This is a genomic window from Corynebacterium sp. PCR 32 (assembly GCF_037464985.1).
Lineage (GTDB): Bacteria > Actinomycetota > Actinomycetes > Mycobacteriales > Mycobacteriaceae > Corynebacterium > Corynebacterium kroppenstedtii_D.
In genome coordinates this window covers 58,526-80,037 of the sequence record NZ_JBAHVL010000002.1, presented here as the reverse complement: position 1 = coordinate 80,037, position 21,512 = coordinate 58,526, and the positions used below count along the sequence as shown (strand labels likewise).

Genomic DNA, 21,512 nt, shown 5'->3' with positions numbered 1-21,512 from the left:
GGTGTGCTGGTGGGGATTGTGCTGGGGACAGCCAGGTGGGCTAACGGTGGTGGGGGTGGGTCTAGGTTGTGGTCGTAGCGGCCGTCGAGGTGTCGTTGGATGGTGAGGAGCGACGCTCTTTTCCTCGTGCACGTTCCGCGCGCCGACGTCGGCGGCGGGCGAGGTGGGCGGCTTCCACACGGCGTTCTCGGGCAAGTTTGAGGGCAAAGCGTCGTTGTTCACGGTGGTCTAGGTATACAGGGTCTTCCCTAAATCCTTTCACCAGGGCAAACATTAAACCGATGATGATGAGCAAGAACGGGGATGCCGCAATGATCGTCACTGATTGCAGGTTGTTCAGCGCATCGGAACCACCCGACACAAGCAGGACAATGCCGATGATGGCGGTGAGGACACCCCACAAGCAGGTCACACGAACGTCAGCCACGATACGTCCACTCTGGGACATGGATCCCATAACGGTCGATGCTGAGTCGGCGGACGTAATAAAGAAGGTTGCCAGGAGAACCATTGCCAGGATGGAGAAAGCCTGGCCTGCTGGCATTGTTGTCAGCAGTGAGAAGAGTTGGTGGGTGGCATCACCGTCGCCCCAGATAGAGTGTCCTTTTCCTTCAAGGTGAACAGCTGTTCCGCCGAAGATGGAGAACCAGCATACGGTGATAGCTGACGGCACTAATAGCACCACACCGACGAACTCGCGGATGGTCCGGCCTCGTGAGATTCGGGCAATGAACATCCCAACGAAAGGTGACCACGAGACCCACCATGCCCAGTAGAAGATTGTCCATGTGCCCAACCATTTTCCCGCTTTACCGTTGTCGGTATCTGCGGTGCGGGCCGCCATTTCGAAGAACTGTTGGACGTAGCTTCCAAATGCGGTGGGGATCATGTTCAAGATGACGACGGTAGGTCCAACGATGAGCACAAAAAGGCCCAAGATAGCGGCCAGGATCATGTTTGCGTTCGAAATATACTGGATTCCTTTACCGACACCTGAGGCCGCAGAGGCGAGGAAGCATACCGACAGGACGATCACGACGCCAACGAGTACTGGTGTTCCGGGATTGTGGATGATGCCGGTGTCGTCGAGGCCGGAACCAATTTGCAGCGCACCTAAACCGAGTGAGGCTGCAGTACCGAATACGGTGGCGAAAATGGCGAGGATATCGATGACTTTGCCCACCCAGCCTTCGGCGCGCTTCGCGCCGATGAGGGGGATAAAAGCTGAGGATAATAGTTGTTTCCGTCCCATACGGAAGGTGGCGTAGGCGATGGCGAGTCCGACGATGGCGTAAATCGCCCAGGGGTGGAGGGTCCAGTGAAACAGTGTCGATGCGAACGCAGAGTTGAGGTCCTTTGGTGTGGATCCGGGGACGCCGTCTCGATAGAAGGTGAGGGGCTCGGTTGTTCCGTAGAACATGAGGCCGATCCCCATGCCAGCGGCGAACATCATTGCAATCCAGGAGGGGGTAGAGAACTCTGGTTCCTCGTCATCACGTCCTAGTCGGATTGCGCCGAACCGTGAGAAAGCGATGGACAATATATAAAAGACAAAGACTGTTCCGAAGAGGACGAACATCCAGCCTAAATTGTTAACGATCCAGCTCAAGGCGTTGGAGGCGAACTGGGCAAATCCGTTGGGGGTGATGAGGCCCCAGAGAATGACAACGAGCACGAGAGTTGCTGCGGGGCCGACGACTTTCCAGTCGGTGGGGGCATCGTCGGTAGCGTCGGACATGCCGAGCTGTTCCTCCCCCGTCAGCACTTCGGGATCGTGGTCACCAAGGATGACTTCTGGATCGATATTTTTATGGTCCATTACTCAACTATGTAACAGGCCAGTTTTTTATTCAATTGTTACTGATATGTCAGCAATTACTAAGCTCTGCTTATTCACTTCGTTTTCGCGTGTCGAGGACAGCTTCATAAAGTTCCCGTCTTTTCATTCCCCACTGCTCAGCGACAACCTTGCATGCGTCCTTCAGGCGGAGCCCGTCGGCCCGTACTCGAGCCTCAACATCGTCGACAAGGTCGTCAATGGGCGGGTGCACTACCCTATTCCGGGCCCCCTCGATAACAACTGTGATCTCACCTCGAACCCCGCCAGCAGCCCACGCCGCGAGCTCCGCGAGCGTTCCACGGCGCACTTCCTCGTACACTTTGGTGAGTTCACGACATACTGCCGCACGCCGTTGATCATCTATCATCTCTGCGGCTGCCGCGAGGGTCTCAGCAAGGCGGTGAGGTGATTCGAAGAAGACACACGCACGCCGCTCGGAGACTAATGATGCTAGCCATTCGCGTCGCGCGCCTGTCTTGCGCGGCGCGAAACCTTCAAAGCAAAACGTTCCAACGTGGAGGCCCGACATCGCTAACGCCGTTGTCACTGCTGAAGGACCAGGTACACACCCCACGTGGATTCCTTCATCATGGGCCCGCTCGACAAGAGGGAATCCTGGGTCAGAGATCACAGGCATGCCAGCATCAGAGACTACAAGAACGGTGCGGCCGTGTTTAGCCTCATCGATGAGTGTGTCGACACGACTAGCCTCGTTGTGATCAAAATTGGATACAACGCGCCCCGAAATATCAACATCCATGGCGGCGGCCAATGATCGAGCCCGGCGAGTATCTTCCGCGGCAACGACATCCGCTGTGGCCAGGGCATGACGCAAACGTGGCGAGGCATCATCACTGTTTCCCAGTGGAGTACCTGCGACGATAATGGCGCCACCATGGGTCGTGTTGTTCTGATTCATCTGTCTAGCTTCCCACACAGCTGGCATACTGTTCTCCGTGACTGCCCGACATCCTTCACCAACGCCTCTGATCTCACCCTACCGGTGGACGCACATAGTGATTGGAATTGTGGCTTTCCTTACGCGGTTCATCGGTTTGACGTCCCCCACAGATGGTGGCACACCTGTTTTCGACGAAAAACACTATGCCCCACAAGCGTGGCAGATGGTGCAGTCGTGGAAGAACCCCTTTGTTGGTGGTATTGAAGACAACCCGGGGTATGGGTTGGTGGTTCATCCGCCGGTGGGGAAACAAATAGAGATGGTGTCCGAGTGGTTGTTTGGGTATAGCGCGCTCGGATGGCGGGCCGCGTCGGCCTTGAGTGGTGTTGTCACCATTTCCCTGCTGATGAGCACTGTCAAGCGGTTAGCGGATTCGACCATGGTGGCCTGTATGGCAGGGATCATCGCGGTGTGTGATGGGGTTCTCTTGGTTACTCAGCGCACAGCGATGCTTGATGTATTTCAGTGCTTTTTCGTCGTCGCAGCCGCGTATCTGTTGGTTCGCGATGCGCAGCAGATGGATGCGCGAATGTGCACAGTGCGCAGACAGGGGCGAATAGCAGATTCCCCGTGGGGCCCGCGCATGGGGTATCGATGGTGGCGTTTCGCTGCGGGAGTCAGTATTGGCCTGGCTAGTGGCGTGAAATGGTCAGGGTTGTTCTACCTCGTCTTTTTTGGCCTGTTGTCCGTGATGGCAGACTGTGCTCGCCGGCGTCGGTTCTCTGTTCAGCGTCCTGTGCGGGGCACTGCGGGCCGAGATATCGCTCCCGCGGTGGCATCCCTCGTGGTGCTTCCGATCGCTGTCTATGTGTTTTCGTGGCGGGCGTGGTTTGCCAGCGAAACCAGTGTTTATCGTCATGCGAAGGAGTCGGGGATGATTGATAGCGGGAGCGTTCTGCACCGTGTCCCCGCCCCTATCAGCAATTGGTTGTATTACCAGCAGCAGGTCCTGGAGTTCCATTCGACGTTGACGAATTCTCACGGTCATCACCATCCGTGGGAATCCAAACCGTGGTCATGGTTAGCATCCACTCGGCCGATGATGTATTACGATGCGGTCCACGACGATGGCACCCATTACGCGCAAATGTTGTTGGGAACTCCGATTATTTGGTGGGTTTCTGTGCCTGTTATGGCATGGGCGACGTGGTGTTGGGTTATAGGTCGGGATCGACGCTGGGCTGTACCGGTCGTCGGTTATACTGCAGGTTTCCTGCCGTGGTTGACGAATGTGGACCGTCAAATGTATTTCTTCTATGCCACGAACATGATTCCTTTCCTTATTATGGCCATTGCGTTGTCTCTTGGGCAGCTCTACCCGTGGGCGCTTCGACACCGTGCTAATCAGGGCAGTGATAGTCAGGGAACGGGTGCTATCACCATGCCGCGTCTCAAGGGTGCTATTCAGTCTCGACGCCTGACGATCGAATCCTGCTGGGCCCAGGTGAAAGCTGTGTGGTTTGATCACACGGGCTCCGTCCTTGCGTGTGTCTATCTTGGTGCTGTCGTCGCCATGTTTGTCTACTTTTTGCCACTCATGGTTGCCATGCCTTTATCAGCGGCGGAATGGGATGATCATATGTGGCTACCAAGTTGGCGATAACACCATGGGTTCACAGCATCATGCCTCGCAGGCTAGTCTGGCCGCTGGGACGACCCTGGTCAGACGTTAGCCTCCGACGTGACGGCGAACATCGTCACTCATCTCGTCTATGAGACGAGCAGTTTCCCTGGCGTCCTCGAACGTGGACCGGACGGGGCGGGCACTCAGCGATTTCAATGAGCCCCCCACATCGCCTGGACTTACTCCGAAGTGGCTGAACCAGCATACAACCATGATGGCCACTGTTATGATGAAGAGAATAAGCGCCATGATCTGCTGACATGTAGCAACACCTAGCACAATATCGCGGGAGACAAATCCAGCAGAGAAGGCCCAGAGCGCGCCGAAAAAGGGAATCATCCCAGCGGTCATTCGTGGCCGCCAGGAGCACCAGAGCAACGAGAACCCCAGTGCCAGCCTCATGGCAGCTGCGTCAATGAACAGACGGGCGACGTCAGGATTCCGGGAATTTCCTACCGCACCCTCTGGAGGTCGTCCTGCCACGACAGGCTCACCGACGAATGTGGTGGAACTGCTCAGAAGATAGATAGCCCATCCCACGTAGATGAGTCCCAGAAGGATAAGAGCAATTCGTGAGAGCGACAGCGACATGATGCGCCATGATCGTGGCTGTGGCAGTTGTGAGTCGGGAACAGCACCGAGGAGGGTTTCTGAGAAATCCGGGATGGGGTCGGTTTCTGCGGCAGGTGTGACGCGAAGAGTTCTGCCTAAGGTGAGCGCGTGAGCGTACCATTTTTGACATTCGCTACATTCTGCGAGGTGAGCGTCAATGACATCATCGTCCCAGCTTGCGCGTGGTTGTTCACCGTCGATGCGCGCTGAGAGTGCGTGGCGAACCTCATTGCACTCCATATGTCCCCTTTGTGGTGTGATGGTGCCCTCGTATGATGCGGGCCGCGTCACGGTGGCAGCCTCATGCTGGCCGACTCACGGGTGAGCGCGCCCCAGTGTCCCTCCGCTCAGGATCGTCGTTGGAAGAAGTAGTCCAAGCTGGCTCTTCCTGCTCCGAAGATGGCGATGGCTATTAGGGTAACCACAAGGAGTGCTGCAAATTCAACCCCGCCGTTGGCGACAAAGAATCCATGATGGAGGTGAACAAGCCACATGGCGGTCATCATATCGATGATCAAAACTGCGGCCGCGGCGGGTGCTAGGATCCCGATAACGATCATGGCGCCGCTGATCATTTCGACGAATGAGACTAGGGCGGCAAGGAGTTCCGGCTGAGGAATGCCGAGTTGATCAAACTGTCCTCCTGTTGTTGATAAGCCAGTCAGTATCGCTTTATCCCAGCCGTGGGCAATAAAGATCAAACCGACGACAATGCGCAGCAGGAGCAGGGCTGCGTCACGAACCTCCGGTTTATTCATAAACATGACCGTACCCGAGGGTGACGCGAAGCTGGAACTGACACGACTATCCTTGTACTGCGATGGACGGTTACGTGCGTGCCACACTCCCCCGGCTACGGTTAGTCATTGCGACGCACTCGTGTGCCGAGTTGCTTGTGGCGAAGTGGGTCGACCAGGAATGTCGCTCCCACGGACAGTGCCAAACTCAGGAGGAAGGCAATGACTGTCCACCCGATGTGAGTCCCAGAATGGTCACTAGTCACCCGTCCGTATGACAGTTTTCCCATGTAGAGACCAAAGAGGAAACTCAGTCCACTGGTCATGAGCAGTGGGTAGAGGGTCTGTGTCATGGCCACCTTGTTGTGTAGGGATGATGGGACACCGATGAAGTCGAGTGCTCGGGTGAGTTCTCGTTCGTCAAACACCGCGGATGCTTGGTTGAGAAGCGTCCCGCTGGCCGAGATAATGAGTCCCACGCAGTACGTGATCACGGCACCAGTGAACGTGTCTGTACTGATCGTTTGGTTTCCAATATCACCCACCGGGTCTCGTGGAATCGTGCCGACGTAACCCAGCAGCAGAGCAAGAAACGTCAATGCACTGACACGTTTCCATGCAGTACGGCCATCTGTCATGACCCGCCGCGTTGCTAAGAAATGATGGTTCCCGGGAAACGCACGTGAGGCCCAGGCAGCACATTGAATGAGGAATGGGGCCACGATGTTAATGGCGAGGATCATGGCAAAGAGAATCATTGCCATGATCACCATCGCACCCCCCAGATTTTGCGGGTTCACATTGATACTCGTGGCCAGGGCGCGGCCGGTAAGGATAATCGCAATGAAGAGCAGAACGCGCCAGAATTTGAGCGCTTTAGGCATCTGCCGCTTGGATACTCCGAGCGGGGAGACCATAACGCGTTTGAGACCGATCACAGCAGCGAGCGCCGCAAGGGCGATGATGAGCGCCCATAATGCTGGGTAGGCCCACCACGGTAGGAGTACTTCCCATGTCCCAATCGGAGTGTTTTCGAAGCTGACCAGGGACCACGCAGGGACGAGAGCAACGTAAAGAACGGTCCCGATCACGAGGCCCGTTATTGCCTGGGCACCAGTTTCTACAAGGGTGACTCGTGTGATGTCTCCATTGGATAACCCCAGTAATCGTAATGTTGCTAGTCGGCGATCGCGACCCGATGCGCCCAGCACAGCTGATTGCGCCACCAAGGACATCATGGCTGGAACAACAAACACACAGGCAACGACAGCAAGACCCACGTAGATTTGTCGATAGCCCTCATCGATGTCTTTCAGAGAATCTGTCCACGGGTGCTTGGCGCGTTGGTAAAACATCCAGGTTCCACCCGCAACAGTCATTGCCATCCACGTGCTCACTGTAAACGCGAACACTGCACAGGTGGTGAGCCAGGTGTTTCCCGTTCCCGTCGTGCGCGATGCTCTCTGCAATTGAACACCTAGGCTCGCCAGCGTTGACATTGACACCGCCATTTAATTCACCGTCCCCGACAAGATGCGGTCATCATGGATGATGCCATCGCGGATTTCGATCCGGCGCTGACACCAGTTAGCCACGGCCACATCGTGAGTCACCATGACCAAGGTTGAACCCGATTGTTCAGTAATCGCGATCAGTTGCTGCATGACCTCATGCCCGGTGGACTGGTCAAGTGCACCTGTGGGCTCATCGGCAACGATGACGGAGGGTCGACCAGCGATAGCGCGCGCAATCGCGACACGCTGCGCCTGGCCACCTGACATTTTTCCTGGTCGTCGGCGGATCAGTTTTTCTAACCCCATGCGTGTCAGCATGTCAGTGGCGACATCGAATGCTTGTTTGCGGGAGGTCCCCTGAAGAATTGCGGGAAGAGCAACGTTTTCTTGAGCAGTCAATTCGGGGAGAAGTTGACCATCCTGGAAGACGAAGCCGAATTCGCGGAGGCGGAGTGCTGACCGTTGAGCATCGCTCAGCCGAGAGACTTCTGTATCACCGCAGTACACGGATCCGTGATCAGGAACAAGAACCCCGGCCATGCAGTGGAGAAGCGTGGATTTACCTGACCCGGAGGGCCCCATAATGGCTACACTTTCGCCACGGTGAATATCTAACGAGATACCCATAAGTACCTGTGTGGCGCCGAATGATTGTGTGATGTCGTTGACGGCCAATGCTAACTTGCCGTGGTTTCGGCCGTTGTGCTGCTCACTGTGTTTCCTCATAGCACCTATCTCACGTGGTCCCCGCCAGAGCCGCCACAGTCCTCACACCCGAATCGTGGTAGAGCTGCCACTACCCCACATGAGCCACCGACAAACACTAGTTCCTTGTATGCACGGTGTACCTCCCGAGGAGACGGGTACCATTCTCCATCAGATACTGTACGCAGAAGCGTGCCTCACACCACCATTCCAGCGTCGGATTCCTATCATGGAGGTCATGGCATTATCGAGCTGGCGCCGGTTATTTCATCGAGTATGGTCGCGAGACGACCACAATGACCTCTTATCGCATGAGGATGCAACCGCTGCGCGGATTGCCGAATTAACAGCATCGCGTCGGGCCATTGCTGATGCCTACGAGGTCGAGCGCCGACGAATAGAAAATGACCTTCACGACGGGGCTCAGCAATACTTTGTCGCAGCCTCATTGAAACTTGGAGAGGCAGAACTTGAAGCGGAAGACGGCAGTGAGGAACTCCGACGTCTGCTCGATGAGACACGGTCCCATCTTGACGACGGACTCCACGCTCTGCGCGAAACGGTCCATGGCATTCATCCGCAGGTTCTCCGCGACCAAGGCCTCTACGCGGCAGTGCAGGAAATAGCGGAATCCTACGGGTCGAATGTCATCGTGCGCTGCCCATATGACCTTCCCACGCTCTACCCCAGTGTCCTCGCCGCCGCGTACTTCTTCTGCGCTGAGTGCTTGACAAATGCTGCCAAATACGCTCCGGGGGTTCCTGTCACCGTACTGTTGATATCAGACCAGGATCTTCGGATCTCAGTGGTCGATGAGGGTAATGGTGGTGCTCATTTTGGGCAAGGTCTCACTGGGATGCGTGAGCGTTTGGCTGCGTTTGGTGGGTCGATGTCTTTACATTCGCCTAGTGGTGGGCCGACGAAGGTTGTTGCACGGATTCCTGTGATGCTCAACCGCGGTCAGAGTGGTTATCCTCCATCACACGAATCTGTGGGAAGTTACATGGACAGCGACCGGAGAGCTAGTACACTTCCTGACAGCAACTATGCAAACAACGGTTATACAGTAGGTAGTGCCGGCTCGACCAGTGCAGGTACAGGCGGTATTGCGAGGCCAGGCAACGTAGCCTCAGCCGACAATTCCCTGCGGGTGGACGCTGCCACGTCCATCGATGATGGGCCGAGGTCAAGAGAGGAGGCACAGCATGAAAATAGTCGTGGCCGATGACTCTGCACTGTTGCGTGAAGGCGTCGCAGGGCTGGTAGAAAAACGGGGCTACGAGGTCATTGCTAAACCTGCTTCGGCCACAGAATTGGTTGATACGGTGACGTCGCTCGATAACGGTTCGGGTGAGTTGCCCTACCTCGTGATCACTGATGTCCGTATGCCCCCGGAGATGCGAGAGGATGGGCTACGAGCAGCGCTTACCCTCCGACAGCGGTTCCCATCGCTCAGCATTGTGGTGCTCTCCCAATATGTTGCACCAGCCTATGCGCGAGAACTTTTCGCGCCAGGTATGTCCAATGGTGGAGGCACAGGGTATTTGTTGAAAGACCGTGTGGGACAGGTGAAGGATTTTCTTGGGGCGCTCGACGTCGTCGCGAACGGTGGTGTCGTGATTGACCCCGATGTGGCCACGGCCTTGATGAAATCCGGGCGGTCTGGTTTAGGCCTGTTGACTGCACGGGAACGGGAAGTGTTGGAACTGATGGCACGCGGGAAGTCGAACGCGCAAATTGCTCAGTGTTTGTTCCTCTCTGGCGCTGCGGTGGCTAAGCATGTCTCCAATATTTTCATGAAGCTTAACCTTGAGCCGGGAGAAGATAATCGCCGCGTGCGGGCTATTTTAGAGTTTTTAACCGAAACCTCGGGGCTCATCTGACCTTTGGATTGGCTGAACAAACAAGTAGCCTCAGCGGATGCTGAGGCGGTGCGACGTACGACGTGGTCACTCCAGCTTAGGGCATAGCTACGACCCTTGAGATGAGTTTTCCTTGTCGTCCCATTCGACTTTCATTTTCTCCGGGCGTGACGGCATAACCGTCATCACGAGGAGAGCGATCCAACCGATGATAGGAACAAAACTGAGGAACCAGAACGGGCCTGGGAAACCCGCGTCGTGCAAACGCCGCCAGGTCAGTGCAGCGTGGGGGACCAGGAGTATCAGGAAAAATGCTGTTTGAATGGTGCCCAGCGCAAAGGACATATTATTGGCGTTTCCTGTTGCGGTTATAGCAGCATCGAGAATAACGGCAATAACAAAGATAACGAGCGCTACCCACCAAAACTCGGAGCGTGAGGAACGTCCTTTGAAGCGGATCGCTCGGGTAAAGAACCTCCTGACCGCTGCGGGGAGACTGGCCCCATAGTACGGCTGTGACAATGGCGGCTCACCACCGAAATCTGGAGCGTCGTGAGGGCCAAAGTAGGCTCCCTCTGGAGTCGAGCTATATTCTTGTTCGTTATCCTGTGAGGGAAATGGCTGCACATCGGTCATATATTCACAATAGCGAATCAGGCGGCTGCCTGTTAGGCTAGCTTAGCTATCGTTATCATTTTGTTACCTCGGTGTCGCACCCACACCGCACACAACGCCCGCAGAACAGCAACAGCACAGGCGTACGCCAAGCAATCACCTCCCCCTACTTGTCGGGGAACACTCGCCCGCACACTTGCCCCTCATTATCGTTCCCTCCTACCACCGAGGCCCCACAACCTGCCCGTCAGGCATATCGATCCACCCACACATCACCCACACATAAGGAAAGGAAGGGAACAGATAGCCGGCGTCGACGCAAGCACATATCGACCATGGAATATATGACCGTGATATCTGTTGCGCCTAGATGGGAGGATACACAGCCTGCACATTCAGAGGAGTTGTCATTATGGCACGGAAAGCAGTGATCATCGCGACCGATTTTGGCGTGGAAGAGCCAGAGATTGTTTCACCCCGCGACGCGTTAAGTTCAGCAGGTATTGACGTCACCGTCGCATCAAACTCTGGCACACATATCCAGACAGTGAGCGGCGATAAGGATTGGGCATCAACTATTGACGTCGATATGTCCTTGAATGAGGTTAATGCGGACGACTTTGATCTTGTTATTCTCCCTGGTGGGACAGTCAACGCTGACACGTTGCGCATTAATTCCGACGCCCGGCGGATTCTCACTGAGTTCTCTTCTGCAGGTAAGCCGGTAGGCGCGATTTGCCATGCCCCCTGGGCTCTTATCGATGCTGGCTTAGCCGAGAGTAAGACGATGACGTCGTATCAATCTATTCGTGTGGACCTTGAGAATGCTGGCGCCAACTGGGTTGATGATGAGGTGGTTCGTTGTCCTGGGAATGGTTGGGTGCTGATCACATCCCGCAACCCGCAGGATCTCCCAGCGTTTACAAAAACCCTTATTGAGGAGTTGTCGTCATAAAAGTGGGGTGATATTTCTCAGGTCACCAGTAGCGGGCGACCTGTTCTTTTTGAGGATCTCTAATCCCCGGAGTAATATTTAGACAGTCTTCGGGGCATTGGCGCAGTTGGTAGCGCGACTCGTTCGCATCGAGTAGGTCAGGGGTTCGATTCCCCTATGCTCCACAAACGATATTACCCGGTTCCGCGAGGAGCTGGTTTTTTTTCTTTGCCTGTGCAGGTCAAGCACCATGTTAGTATCGGTCGCTAGTGGAATCCAAGGGAATCAATTGGAACCCCATTACGCACAGATTGCGCACGGACGGTGAACCCAATCACCCAGCGACCTTCACGGCAAAGGGCACGGCATGGCAAAGAACGATTTTGGTAGTATCCGCAAACTACCTAGCGGCATGTGGGCTGCCTCCTACATGCACGACGGCGGGCGATACACGCCGGGGCGGTCTTTCCCCAACAAGAACATGGCTAGCGCATGGCTCAACGATCAACACCGGCTGATACAGCTCGGAGTGTGGGAAACCCCAAGCTGCAAAAGCTTCGAGCTGAAAAGAAAGCACAGAGCGAACAACTCACACTGGGTATGTGGATGGAGCGCTGGTTAGAGTCCCAACGTACGGGCTTGAAACCCTCAACTTTCCAGTCCTATCAGCGAACAATCAACAACCGAATTACAGGTGTCGACGGCGCGGCGGGAAAGCTCAAGGATGTGCCACTTGTTCATGTTGACCGTCAAGCCGTGTTCGATTGGTGGGACGGTGTTCAAGAGGTCTTTTCCACCACGGAGCAGACGAACTACCGCGCGTATGGATTCCTGAAATCGGCAATGGCAGCAGCGCTAGAGCGTGAACTCATCACAGCCAATCCCGTGCAGATCAAGAAAGCGAGCAAGCGGCCAAAGCCAAAGAGCAAGGAACTACCCACCCGGCACGAACTGCAGGCCATCGTCGACCACACACCACGGCACTACCAGCTAGCGGCGGTGCTGTGCTACTTCCACGGCCTGCGCATTGGTGAGGTCTTAGGACTCAAGCGCGACGACGTGAACCGCGATCCACAAACGGGGCTGTGGCAGGTGAGAGTGAGCCGGAACATGCAGCGTCTACAGGACGACGACGGCCACAGTTACATGGCAGAACAATCGACAAAGACAGAGGCCGGTAAACGCACGGTGCCGATCTTCGAGGTCTTTTCACGCTACGTAGAAACTCACCTCGAGGAGGTCTATCAGGGCGGTAAGTATCTCACCATGACCAAGCGGGGCAACGTGCTCATGGACACGAATTTGCGCAATGAGCTGGATAAGGCGCGCCGGGCGGCGGGAGTTGATAAGCACGTCACGCCTCACCGTGGACGCGATTGAGCTTCCGTTGTCGCCGGATGACGCAGTTGCTATCGGCAATCTGCTTAAGGAAAAACGCTGGAATGATGCTGCTAGGAAGGTGATTGCAGTAGCTTCACTAAATGGTTCCGCTGCGCTATTGAAGTTTGGATTCGGAGCTATTGGAGGGCCTGTAGGTTTAGCTGCCAAGTTGGCGATTTCTGCAGGTTCGTGTGCTCTTGGTGAAAAAATGCCAAAATAGGGATTTTCCAGGTGAGCAAAGTCCATCGAAATCAGATCTTTTAAGAAGTGAAACAGTCTGAATTTAAAAAGAACGGGTGCAGATAATGAGAATCGTTCCTTTTAGTTTGCTTCAAACTCTGATACTGAAGGATGATAATGGAGCTCCGTGGGTTCCTAGTTGGAGAGACTCGCTCGTTGTAGTGCCCGTAGGTGCCGTGCTCCTTTCATTAGTTTTTGAAGCAACAAAGCTATTAGGTGCTGACAGCAGTCAGGAACATCATTTTGAATGGGGAAATATCCCCGTTTATATGATCTATATTTTCGTCTGCTACTACTTACTTATCCTTCCGCTATTTGTATTACAGCGTAAAAGTTGGGAACGTCGGAGAAGACGAGAGAATCAGAAGTAGCACTAGCGAAAGACTGTTGATTCCGAGTTATTCGAGAGTACGGAGAAAGCCCCCAACGAGAGTGTGGGCGGGGCTGGAGTGGTGCCTTATGGGTGCTCTTGATCTAGTTGCACTTCCATCTGATGAACCAGTTCACAGTCAGTGCATTGCTCCCAGGGCGCGAGGATCGCGGTCTTTCGATGCTCAACGCGGCTTGGCTGGATTGTCTTACCGCAAAACGTGTGGCGTACGCCGTCCTCTGAGATGTAGTAGTAGAAGTGGAACACCAATGGACGCTTGGTCTTTCGTGGCACGTGGTCTGTCTGCGTAGCGTGTTCTTGGTTCGGTAGTGCCATAGCTGTTCTTGTCCTTGTCTGAGACGGTGTTTGAGGGGCGGTGTTCATTGGCTTCAAGGCCAAGTTTTGCGAGAGATTGCGCACAAATTGCGTATAAGCCTCACATGTCCTTTGATGAAACCTACTGCTACCTGCATAGCGGAAAGTTAGAAGTTGGGTACTCCTATGCTCCACATAAACAACAGCCCCGCCCGTGTGACGGTCGGGGCTGTTGTTTATGTGGTGTTAGTTGTTGTTGCGGAGTTGTTTGGTGATCACTGGTGGGGTGAGGGGGCCCATGTCGCCGCGTAGTTGGTGGAGGTTGTACTCGGCCTCACACCGGCTGGTAATCGGCTGGTGGCTGCCCGTACGCTCCCGATCACGCTGACCCCGGCCACGCTGACCACCAGATGACCCCACACCCGCAGGGCCCACACCAGCACCCCGCACACCTACCGGGCATCACACCAACATTACCCAACGGAGGCCCCCATTTACTTACTCACTTTCGCCAGATTCTCACGTGCTTTTTCACACAACTGCGCCTCAGACATCGTTTTTTCATCATCCATATAACTTGATCCAATTCTTCCGATCGTCGTCTCAAGATAGGAAACACATATTGTCGACCCAGACGCCTTTATAACTTTATCAAATCTCCCCGAATTATATTCTTTATATATCTTTCCTCCAACATTTTTCTCTCCTTTTTGCCTGCACCAATGGCCATGCTTTGTACAAGATCTATCTTTCCATCATTTAGAAAGCAATCTTTCACGGTAGCTGAATAGAAATAGTCAGAGCCGCTGACTTTGTAACGCATAAACATGCTCGTCACACACGCAATGATCCACGTTGGCACACAATAGGCCACACCTTCTGATTGCACTGTTCATTATGCAACGATTGCCCGTACACGAGATACTCCCCCACTATCTACCTTCCCCGTCATGATTCACATCCTACAACCCAATAAAAACAAGCACCCACCGATACCGACCATCACATCATGATCCGCAAGAGATAAGACGATTTTTCGCCCTTCTGGTGCTTTCATCAAGCGTCTATCACAAGATTCTCAGTGATGTGGTTATTTCACTGAACAATCCGCTTCTTTACCCCAACGCACAGCCATATGAAAGAACAATAAGACAGAATATTTTTCTTTTACAGAAGAACCATTTGTGCAATTCTCTCCTTTGTGAACTATTTTTATCGATGGGCCAACACCCTCCCTTCCTCTCTCCCATCACAATCCGCGTCTCTCGTTGCGAACCCAACGTTGAATGACCAGAGGAAACGCCGCGTCACTCATGCTTTAGCTTGGGGGTGGTTTGAGGACGCTCGACACGCGCGGTGGCCCCTGGCGCGCTGTCTGCTCGTGTAGATTATTCACCATGTCCATAGATACGAGGAGCTCTAACGAGCACGACGAGAAATCCACCACACCAGCTCACATGCCCACCCCCCCCCGTTGAAGCACTCATTCAACAGGGGCTCTTCCGCGGCCGCACAGTCACGCTTTTCGGTGAGGTCACCAGCGAACAGTGCCAGTCTATGTGCGGACAAATCCTAGCCATGGTCGAAGACGACCCTCACAAGCCTATTACCATTCTGATCGACAGCCCCGGCGGAAACCTCATGGCTGGCATGATGGTCTATGACCTCATTAAAACCATCGAAGCGCCCGTTAATACCGTGGCTATGGGCTTAGCAGCCTCTATGGGGCAGTTCCTTCTCAGCGCTGGAACCAAAGGCCGCCGATGGGTGTTCCCATCCGCTCGTATTATGATGCATCAACCGTCATCCGGCATCGGTGGCTCTGCTGAGGATATCCGTATTCAGGTCGAACAACACCGGCTCACACGCCAGGTTTTTGAGGAAGAGCAAGCAGCTAATATCGGTCAACCGCTGGACGTTATTCACCACGACAGCGAACGGGATCGCTGGTTCCGAGCTCACGATGCCGTCGACTACGGCATTGCTGACCACGTACTCACGTCGTGGAATCAAATCAAAGTTCTTAAACTTGATAAAAAAGACGAGGCTGCTTCGTCTTGATTCACCGGGGCTGGACGAGACAGCACAGTCATCAATTGTTCTCTATCATGCCGGGTAGTCAGGCTGTCTAACTTTCTCTCCTCGAGAAAACTACGGCCTGATCACTTACCCGACGTGGCGGATGTGTGTCACTGTTGCTCGACGTTCACCATCGCGACCACCCCGATGGTCTGTGTGACCCGCCCAGTCACGAGCTTCCCGTTCGTTAACGTAGTCGCCATGGCGTTGGGCGTCGTCAGGCACACCGAGGGTGAAGTAGTCTGCCGCATCGACATAGTCCAGTTCCGCCAGTTCCGGGTCAGTGTCATTCGTTTCAATGACTGTCCCCACCGGACGACGCAACCGCGATGGCGCCTCATGCTCCGCATCATCATCGGCAGCGTTTCGAACACCCATCTGTGCCCGGCGCATACGCCGCAGACGACGAGCTGCCAGCCGTTGTTCCTCCACAGCCTGCTTCCGCAAAAATGTCAGGTACAGGCCAGTCGCAGCAATACCAACGACGCAGCCCGCCCAGGCTACCGCCACCACAAAGCCGAGAATGAACAGCGTAGCTGTCACCGCAACCAAGCCAAAGAGTATGCGTTTACGCTGGGTGAAACGACGACGTGCGTTCCGCTGAGCGATCTCAGGGTCATACACACCTCGCCCACGTCGGCGGTTCACATATGCCCGATCTTCATCGGTCAAGGAGGCATCGTCATCCATGCGCGCGAGCTCCTCAAGCTCGTCATCAAACAGCGCATCCAGGCCATCATCGAAAAACATTGCGCTCGATCGTCGCTGAGTATGTCGTCGTTCTTCGCGCTGTTCGGCAGACTCATCAGCGAAGTCGTGGGCGCGTGCGAAGGCGGGATCCCCATCACGATAATCGGCCACGTCTTCTGGGCGATCATAGGCATCAGGGAAATTCTCACGGTCCTTCATCGTGGCATCGTCATCGCTAAAAACACCGGTATACGTGACAGAAGCAGGCATATCATCAGATGACTCCTCATCGGACGACGCAACTTTCACCTGGGAGACATTCGGTAGGGAGCCTGAGGAACCCACGACGATATCCCCCTCGACAACATCAACAGAGACGCTCGTTTTCTCATTCCTCACGGTGTCATCATCGGAGTCATCATCAATGACGGCGACGGTGACGGCGTCGTCAATCTCGTTGGCCACAACAGCAGACTCAGGAAGCGACTCGTTAGAATCCTCGGGTTCCAACTCTGCGACAACAACATCTCCCTCGTCGTTCTCGCGTTCATCGTCAGCCGGAATGGTCGTCGTTCCAGGGGTGTCCCCGTGATCCTCGAAAGCCCAGTCCCCGGGCTTTGCAGTATTTCCAGAAGAAGTGGTCAGGTCATCATCTGCGCGGGGATCTCTGTCATCTTCATCCAATAAACGATAGACATCATCCCCCTTCTCAGGCTCAATATCAGGAGATACAGACCGCTTCCATCGACGACGCGTCGGGCGGGCCGAAGAGGACACGGAGCCTGACCCTCCACGGTAGAGAACACGAGTTTGCTGCAACGCCTTCGAGGTGCGACGCACTGGCCCCTGGTTCCGCAACAGGAGTGGTGCCAAGACAGCAAGCCACAACACCACAATAAGAACGATCAAGAGGGAACTCGACACGTCGGAATCTCCTTAACTGATGTCAGCCGCGGGGAATCGAACACGGGCAACGATAATTCTCACTACAGACTAACCCGTCACACCCGTAACATGCTCATGCCACGCCCAACGATACGAATACCAAAATATTTGCGTTGCCTCACCATCATCCGTATCCGCACCCACGACGGCCATCATTGTTCAAGCGTGGCACCACACCACCAGGACATTCCTCCACCGTCACAGCATATAAAAGATGGTCACGCCACCGCCCATTAATATTGATATTGCGCAGTAATTTACCCTCATAATGAAAGCCAGCCTTGGCCAACACCTTTCTCGACGCTACATTCTCTGGCAACACGGTCGCCTCCACCCGGTGAACCCCCACCGACTGCATCGCCGCATCAACACCAAGAGCTACCGCAGCTGTCGCCACTCCTTGCCCCCATAGCGGGCTAGCCACCCAGTAACCAATCCAACATGTCGACAAAGAACCACCCTGGATCGAGCCCAATGTCACTTGTCCTACAAAGCGCCCATCGAGCTCAATAGCAAAAGGAACCACTGTTCCCTCGCTAGCTGAGGCATACCATGACGCCACCAGCTTCAACCACGAAGGCACGGTGTGCACCTCATCCCACGGCTCCTCCGCGGTGGGCTCGACAGCACTCAATACATCCTCATCATGGCGACGAAGCCGCACCCATTCTGGCCCATCATCCTTCACCACTGGTCGAAGTCTCACCGCACCTGCTGGAACACACAACGTCTGCGTTTCTTCCGGCCACCCCGGATGCCGCACGCCCGGCATGACACCATAGCGTCGGTACAGCTCCCAATCCTCACTACTACCACCACAAAACCGGCCGATGAGACGAGAGAACACCCGCACCTGAGTACCCGCTACTACGCCCGGTTCGACAAGAACAGGACATCAACAACGTCCCCCGGTGCAATACCGACCACGTCTTCCGGCACGTGGATCAAACAATTAGCCTCAGCAAAACTACCCAACAAATGCTGCGGGGCACCTGCTGATGCACCCAACGGATCCACCAAATATTCATCCGTACCGCGATCCCGCATCAACTGACCGCGAATAAAACCACGCCTCCCCGGCATGGAACTCACACCATGCAACGCCCTCGCCTGGATAATCCGACGCCGCCCACGACGCCGCCCAGCCTCAAATTGAATCAATGGACGAACCATCGTCTCAAAAATAATTAACGCGCCCACAGGGTTCGAGGGCAACAAAAACGTTGGTACCTTATTCGGCCCCAACAGCCCAAACCCTTGGGTCGAACCAGGATGCATCGCAACGCGGGTATACTCAATGTCACCCAAACCGCTCACAATCTCACGCATTCGCCGCGCCGCCGAACCCCCAACAGCACCAGCAATAACGATGATCTCGCTACGGAGGATCTGACCTTCCACGATTTCCTGTAACCGCTTCGGTTCCCCCGCAATAACCCCCACGCGGTGAGCATCCGCCCCCGCCTCCTCGGCAGCAGCAGCCAGAGAATACGAATTTACGTCAAACACTTGGCCACGACCAGGCTGGCGATCTGAGGCAATCAGCTCCTGACCAATTGACATGACCGACACTCGAGGGCGTGGATAGACAAGCACCTTCGAACGACCCACCGCAGCTAACAAGCCAATATGCGCAGCACCCAGAACCGTCCCCTCACTGACAATAACGTCACCGTCAAGCACGTCCGTACCCGCGCGATGGATAAAATCGCCTGACTTGACCGGAAACAACGGCCGAATGCGGCGACCTCGTCGCTCGACCCAGGCTTCCGGCACAATCGCATCAGACAGAGTGGGTACCGGTGCACCCGTCTCTACCCGCACAGCCTGATTAGGCTGCAACCGGAGAGGCTTGTGCGACCCCGCACCAACATCCCCTACCACTGGAAGCTCTTCAAACCTCCGGGAACGGCCATCACTGGGACGATCACCGGGGTTGTCCTGATCCATCAATGGGCGCTGAGCATCCTCCGCATCACCTGGTGACTCACTAGGCATCTGCTGAGGAACAAGATCAACAGCCCGCACCGCATATCCGTCGATAGCTGCCTGGTTAAAACCGGGCACCGGGCGGTCACCACGGACTTCCTCTGCACTACGCAACCCCAACGAATCCGAAATAGAAACACGAACGGGCTCCGGCGTTACGGCAGCATCCGCGATAATCGCAAGCTGCTCTTCCACTGAGCGCACGTCATGTCCTTTCGCCCGGATTACACAGCAGCGGATGCTGCCACCTGACACTGCCCCCGGAGTGCCGGGGTATACCACCCGTTAAGGCTAGCTGTCCTGCGCCAGCCTTTCCGTCATATACGCCCTCAGCGAGTCGCCACACTCTGGATCCTTCAAACCAAAGTCAACGCACGCCTTAATGAACCCGCCCGGGTTACCCAAATCATGACGAGTTCCACGGTGGACCACCACATGGACAGGGTGATCCGACCTAATGAGCAACTCAATTGCATCAGTCAACTGCAACTCGCCGCCCTTGCCGGGCTCAATCTTACCCAGAGCATCGAAGATCTCTCGATCCAACAGGTAACGACCCGTTGCCACCAACGTTGAGGGCGCATCGTCAGGCTCCGGCTTTTCCACCATTCCTGTGACAGTGTAGACGTCGTCCTCAGGTTGATCGCTCACTTCAAACACGCCGTAAGCAGAGGTTTCTTCTTGAGCAACATCGACTGCACAAAGCACAGACCCCCCATGCTTCGCCCGCACGTCGAGCATCTTGTTCATCACCCCGTAAGGCATGACCAAGTCATCCGGCAACATGACAGCGACCACATCTTCGTCAGGCCCGAGGATACCTTCAGCCTGCGCAACGGCATGGCCAAGACCCAAAGGTTTGTCTTGCGTGACTGAGACAACATCGATGAGCGTACTGGATCGCTGAACTTTTTTCAGACGTTCCTCTTTACCAGGCTTCTTTAGCGATTCTTCCAACACCTCATCAGTGTCGAAGTGCTTCATCAAGCCACTCTTACGGGGCGACGTGACAACAGCGAGACGAGATGCTCCCGCCTCGTGAGCCTCCTCCGCGATCAACTCAATCCCCGGTCGATCGACGACTGGCAAAAGCTCTTTAGGGACGGTCTTTGTTACCGGAAGAAACCGCGTTCCCAAACCAGCGGCCGGCACAATGACTGTGCGGAGCACAGTCTGACCATTACCTCCATTACCATTTTTAGTCATATGAGCCATGCTAACCGAGATTCGTATCGTAGGCCGCTTTCTACACCGGTAATCCACCGACACATCATATGAAGCCTCACGATACCCATAGATAAATCATGTGATACATGATCGCGAAAGCCAGCACGACCACTGCCGATGACCTCCCCCTGTCTCCCATTGGTTTGTGGACCCATATCTGGTTAATTTTTTGTTACGCTCAATTCTATGCAGGAGAGCGATGCTCTATCCCTTAGCAATTCGGGGAAAATTAACGTTGCAGACCAGAAACAAAACTACCGCAGCCAACTGCGACGTCAGCGCCGTAACCTACCCGAAAATACTCTCACAACCTGGGATCAACAGCTCATTACTGAAATTGTCACCGCTATGTGGAGACATGCTCAAGCATCACACAGTGACAGCAATTCTTCTCACCCACTAAGCATTGCGGCCTACGTCCCAATTAACAATGAACCTGGCGCACACACCCCACACGGTTTCATCCCTCAACTTCTCTCTGCCCTACACGACCACGTCCACTCGCAGATTGTCATTCCCCGCAGAGAACCTGCACGAAAACTCTCATGGCATCCGTGGAACCCACGTGCCCTCACGACCACATCGTTCGGTCTCATCGAACCCGATGAACACTCAACCCCCATCCCCTTCGAAACCGTCACTATCGCGCTCGTCCCGGCACTCGCGTATGACACTCGTGGCCACCGGCTAGGACAAGGTGGCGGTTTCTACGATCGGGCGCTCGCCCCACAACACCGGGCCACACCGCTGCATACAATTGGTATTGTGCACCCGCACGAAATCCTCCCCACCGTCCCCCATGAGTATTGGGACGCACAAATAAACACCGTCGTCACAGCGTCCGGATGTCATGAATTACCGAGCACATAATTC

At 54.9% G+C, this 21,512-nt stretch carries 21 protein-coding genes and 1 tRNA gene; 9 read left to right on the top strand and 13 right to left on the bottom strand.

All coding sequences use genetic code 11. From position 1 onward, the window contains the following. Positions 1 to 61: 61 nt before the first annotated feature. Together V5S80_RS04260 and rsmI are read right to left on the bottom strand one after the other, a co-directional pair. Positions 62 to 1,738 (bottom strand): BCCT family transporter, encoded by a 1,677-nt coding sequence (locus tag V5S80_RS04260; RefSeq protein ID WP_395169680.1) that lies wholly within the window; start codon positions 1,736 to 1,738, stop codon positions 62 to 64. Between the two features lie 151 nt (positions 1,739 to 1,889). After that, positions 1,890 to 2,759 (bottom strand): 16S rRNA (cytidine(1402)-2'-O)-methyltransferase, encoded by an 870-nt coding sequence (rsmI, locus tag V5S80_RS04255; protein ID WP_395169535.1) that lies wholly within the window; start codon positions 2,757 to 2,759, stop codon positions 1,890 to 1,892. 37 nt (positions 2,760 to 2,796) lie between these two features. Between rsmI and V5S80_RS04250 the strand changes: the two genes are divergently transcribed. Beyond that, complete coding sequence (locus V5S80_RS04250; RefSeq protein WP_395169534.1) at positions 2,797 to 4,404, top strand: dolichyl-phosphate-mannose--protein mannosyltransferase; 1,608 nt, start codon at positions 2,797 to 2,799, stop codon at positions 4,402 to 4,404. A 66-nt stretch (positions 4,405 to 4,470) separates the two neighbouring features. Here V5S80_RS04250 and V5S80_RS04245 read toward each other — a convergent pair whose 3' ends face one another. From V5S80_RS04245 to V5S80_RS04230, 4 genes are all read right to left on the bottom strand, one after another. Continuing rightward, entirely contained in the window at positions 4,471 to 5,277 is an 807-nt protein-coding gene (locus V5S80_RS04245; RefSeq protein WP_395169533.1) for a zf-HC2 domain-containing protein, read from the bottom strand. 107 nt (positions 5,278 to 5,384) lie between these two features. Beyond that, a complete protein-coding gene (locus V5S80_RS04240; protein WP_395169532.1) occupies positions 5,385 to 5,795 on the bottom strand; it encodes a DoxX family protein in 411 nt (136 codons plus the stop codon). 101 nt (positions 5,796 to 5,896) lie between these two features. Continuing rightward, complete coding sequence (locus tag V5S80_RS04235; protein WP_395169531.1) at positions 5,897 to 7,243, bottom strand: FtsX-like permease family protein; 1,347 nt, start codon at positions 7,241 to 7,243, stop codon at positions 5,897 to 5,899. A gap of 42 nt (positions 7,244 to 7,285) precedes the next feature. Beyond that, positions 7,286 to 8,014 (bottom strand): ABC transporter ATP-binding protein, encoded by a 729-nt coding sequence (locus tag V5S80_RS04230; RefSeq protein WP_395169530.1) that lies wholly within the window; start codon positions 8,012 to 8,014, stop codon positions 7,286 to 7,288. A gap of 217 nt (positions 8,015 to 8,231) precedes the next feature. Here V5S80_RS04230 and V5S80_RS04225 point away from each other — a divergent pair, with 217 nt between their 5' ends. Both V5S80_RS04225 and V5S80_RS04220 read left to right on the top strand, forming a co-directional pair. After that, complete coding sequence (locus V5S80_RS04225; RefSeq protein ID WP_395169529.1) at positions 8,232 to 9,221, top strand: sensor histidine kinase; 990 nt, start codon at positions 8,232 to 8,234, stop codon at positions 9,219 to 9,221. Then, on the top strand, positions 9,199 to 9,876 hold the full coding sequence (locus tag V5S80_RS04220; protein ID WP_395169528.1) for a LuxR C-terminal-related transcriptional regulator: 678 nt from the start codon (positions 9,199 to 9,201) through the stop codon (positions 9,874 to 9,876). Before V5S80_RS04225 ends, V5S80_RS04220 begins: the two co-directional genes overlap by 23 nt. 87 nt (positions 9,877 to 9,963) lie before the next feature. Here the strand turns inward: V5S80_RS04220 and V5S80_RS04215 are convergent, their stop codons facing one another. Beyond that, positions 9,964 to 10,491, bottom strand: coding sequence for a DUF805 domain-containing protein (locus tag V5S80_RS04215; RefSeq protein ID WP_395169527.1), 528 nt, complete (start codon positions 10,489 to 10,491; stop codon positions 9,964 to 9,966). Positions 10,492 to 10,882: 391 nt separating this feature from the next. On the opposite strand from V5S80_RS04215, the gene V5S80_RS04210 reads away from it, so the two are divergent. The 4 genes from V5S80_RS04210 to V5S80_RS04195 all read left to right on the top strand — a co-directional run bounded on the left by V5S80_RS04210 (position 10,883) and on the right by V5S80_RS04195 (position 13,004). Beyond that, positions 10,883 to 11,425 (top strand): DJ-1/PfpI/YhbO family deglycase/protease, encoded by a 543-nt coding sequence (locus V5S80_RS04210; RefSeq protein WP_395169526.1) that lies wholly within the window; start codon positions 10,883 to 10,885, stop codon positions 11,423 to 11,425. Positions 11,426 to 11,516: 91 nt separating this feature from the next. After that, positions 11,517 to 11,589 (top strand) — tRNA-Ala (locus tag V5S80_RS04205). Positions 11,590 to 11,935: 346 nt separating this feature from the next. Then, complete coding sequence (locus V5S80_RS04200; protein WP_395169525.1) at positions 11,936 to 12,784, top strand: tyrosine-type recombinase/integrase; 849 nt, start codon at positions 11,936 to 11,938, stop codon at positions 12,782 to 12,784. Beyond that, the gene (locus V5S80_RS04195) at positions 12,771 to 13,004 is read left to right on the top strand and encodes a hypothetical protein (protein ID WP_395169524.1); all 234 of its coding nucleotides are present in this window, start codon (positions 12,771 to 12,773) and stop codon (positions 13,002 to 13,004) included. The genes V5S80_RS04200 and V5S80_RS04195 overlap by 14 nt, the downstream gene beginning before the upstream one ends. A gap of 477 nt (positions 13,005 to 13,481) precedes the next feature. Here the strand turns inward: V5S80_RS04195 and V5S80_RS04190 are convergent, their stop codons facing one another. After that, positions 13,482 to 13,730 (bottom strand): hypothetical protein, encoded by a 249-nt coding sequence (locus tag V5S80_RS04190; protein WP_395169523.1) that lies wholly within the window; start codon positions 13,728 to 13,730, stop codon positions 13,482 to 13,484. Between the two features lie 225 nt (positions 13,731 to 13,955). Then, positions 13,956 to 14,144, bottom strand: coding sequence for a hypothetical protein (locus tag V5S80_RS04185; RefSeq protein WP_395169522.1), 189 nt, complete (start codon positions 14,142 to 14,144; stop codon positions 13,956 to 13,958). Between the two features lie 1,050 nt (positions 14,145 to 15,194). Here V5S80_RS04185 and V5S80_RS04180 point away from each other — a divergent pair. Further along, on the top strand, positions 15,195 to 15,770 hold the full coding sequence (locus V5S80_RS04180) for a ClpP family protease (protein ID WP_395169679.1): 576 nt from the start codon (positions 15,195 to 15,197) through the stop codon (positions 15,768 to 15,770). Positions 15,771 to 15,875: 105 nt separating this feature from the next. On the opposite strand, the gene glpR is transcribed toward V5S80_RS04180, so the two are convergent. The 4 genes from glpR to V5S80_RS04160 all read right to left on the bottom strand — a co-directional run bounded on the left by glpR (position 15,876) and on the right by V5S80_RS04160 (position 20,627). Then, positions 15,876 to 17,402, bottom strand: a complete 1,527-nt coding sequence (gene glpR, locus V5S80_RS04175; protein WP_395169521.1) for a gephyrin-like molybdotransferase receptor GlpR — start codon at positions 17,400 to 17,402, stop codon at positions 15,876 to 15,878. A gap of 145 nt (positions 17,403 to 17,547) precedes the next feature. Then, positions 17,548 to 18,270, bottom strand: coding sequence for a GNAT family N-acetyltransferase (locus tag V5S80_RS04170; RefSeq protein WP_395169520.1), 723 nt, complete (start codon positions 18,268 to 18,270; stop codon positions 17,548 to 17,550). A gap of 20 nt (positions 18,271 to 18,290) precedes the next feature. After that, positions 18,291 to 19,616: a gephyrin-like molybdotransferase Glp gene (gene glp / locus V5S80_RS04165; protein ID WP_395169519.1), complete on the bottom strand. Its 1,326-nt coding sequence runs from the start codon at positions 19,614 to 19,616 to the stop codon at positions 18,291 to 18,293. 87 nt (positions 19,617 to 19,703) lie between these two features. Next, complete coding sequence (locus V5S80_RS04160; RefSeq protein WP_395169518.1) at positions 19,704 to 20,627, bottom strand: UTP--glucose-1-phosphate uridylyltransferase; 924 nt, start codon at positions 20,625 to 20,627, stop codon at positions 19,704 to 19,706. Positions 20,628 to 20,825: 198 nt separating this feature from the next. Here V5S80_RS04160 and V5S80_RS04155 point away from each other — a divergent pair, with 198 nt between their 5' ends. Further along, the gene (locus V5S80_RS04155; RefSeq protein ID WP_395169517.1) at positions 20,826 to 21,509 is read left to right on the top strand and encodes a 5-formyltetrahydrofolate cyclo-ligase; all 684 of its coding nucleotides are present in this window, start codon (positions 20,826 to 20,828) and stop codon (positions 21,507 to 21,509) included. Positions 21,510 to 21,512 lie beyond the last annotated feature (3 nt).

Excerpts from the sequence above, each read along its gene's own strand:
- V5S80_RS04260 (WP_395169680.1), bottom strand. The coding sequence starts at position 1,738 with ATGTCCGACGCTACCGACGATGCCCCCACCGACTGGAAAGTCGTCGGC.
- rsmI (WP_395169535.1), bottom strand. The coding sequence starts at position 2,759 with ATGAATCAGAACAACACGACCCATGGTGGCGCCATTATCGTCGCAGGT.
- V5S80_RS04245 (WP_395169533.1), bottom strand. The coding sequence starts at position 5,277 with ATGGAGTGCAATGAGGTTCGCCACGCACTCTCAGCGCGCATCGACGGT.
- V5S80_RS04240 (WP_395169532.1), bottom strand. The coding sequence starts at position 5,795 with ATGAATAAACCGGAGGTTCGTGACGCAGCCCTGCTCCTGCTGCGCATT.
- V5S80_RS04230 (WP_395169530.1), bottom strand. The coding sequence starts at position 8,014 with ATGAGGAAACACAGTGAGCAGCACAACGGCCGAAACCACGGCAAGTTA.
- V5S80_RS04225 (WP_395169529.1), top strand. The coding sequence starts at position 8,232 with ATGGCATTATCGAGCTGGCGCCGGTTATTTCATCGAGTATGGTCGCGA.
- V5S80_RS04220 (WP_395169528.1), top strand. The coding sequence starts at position 9,199 with ATGAAAATAGTCGTGGCCGATGACTCTGCACTGTTGCGTGAAGGCGTC.
- V5S80_RS04215 (WP_395169527.1), bottom strand. The coding sequence starts at position 10,491 with ATGACCGATGTGCAGCCATTTCCCTCACAGGATAACGAACAAGAATAT.
- V5S80_RS04210 (WP_395169526.1), top strand. The coding sequence starts at position 10,883 with ATGGCACGGAAAGCAGTGATCATCGCGACCGATTTTGGCGTGGAAGAG.
- V5S80_RS04190 (WP_395169523.1), bottom strand. The coding sequence starts at position 13,730 with ATGGCACTACCGAACCAAGAACACGCTACGCAGACAGACCACGTGCCA.
- V5S80_RS04160 (WP_395169518.1), bottom strand. The coding sequence starts at position 20,627 with ATGGCTCATATGACTAAAAATGGTAATGGAGGTAATGGTCAGACTGTG.
- V5S80_RS04155 (WP_395169517.1), top strand. The coding sequence starts at position 20,826 with ATGCAGGAGAGCGATGCTCTATCCCTTAGCAATTCGGGGAAAATTAAC.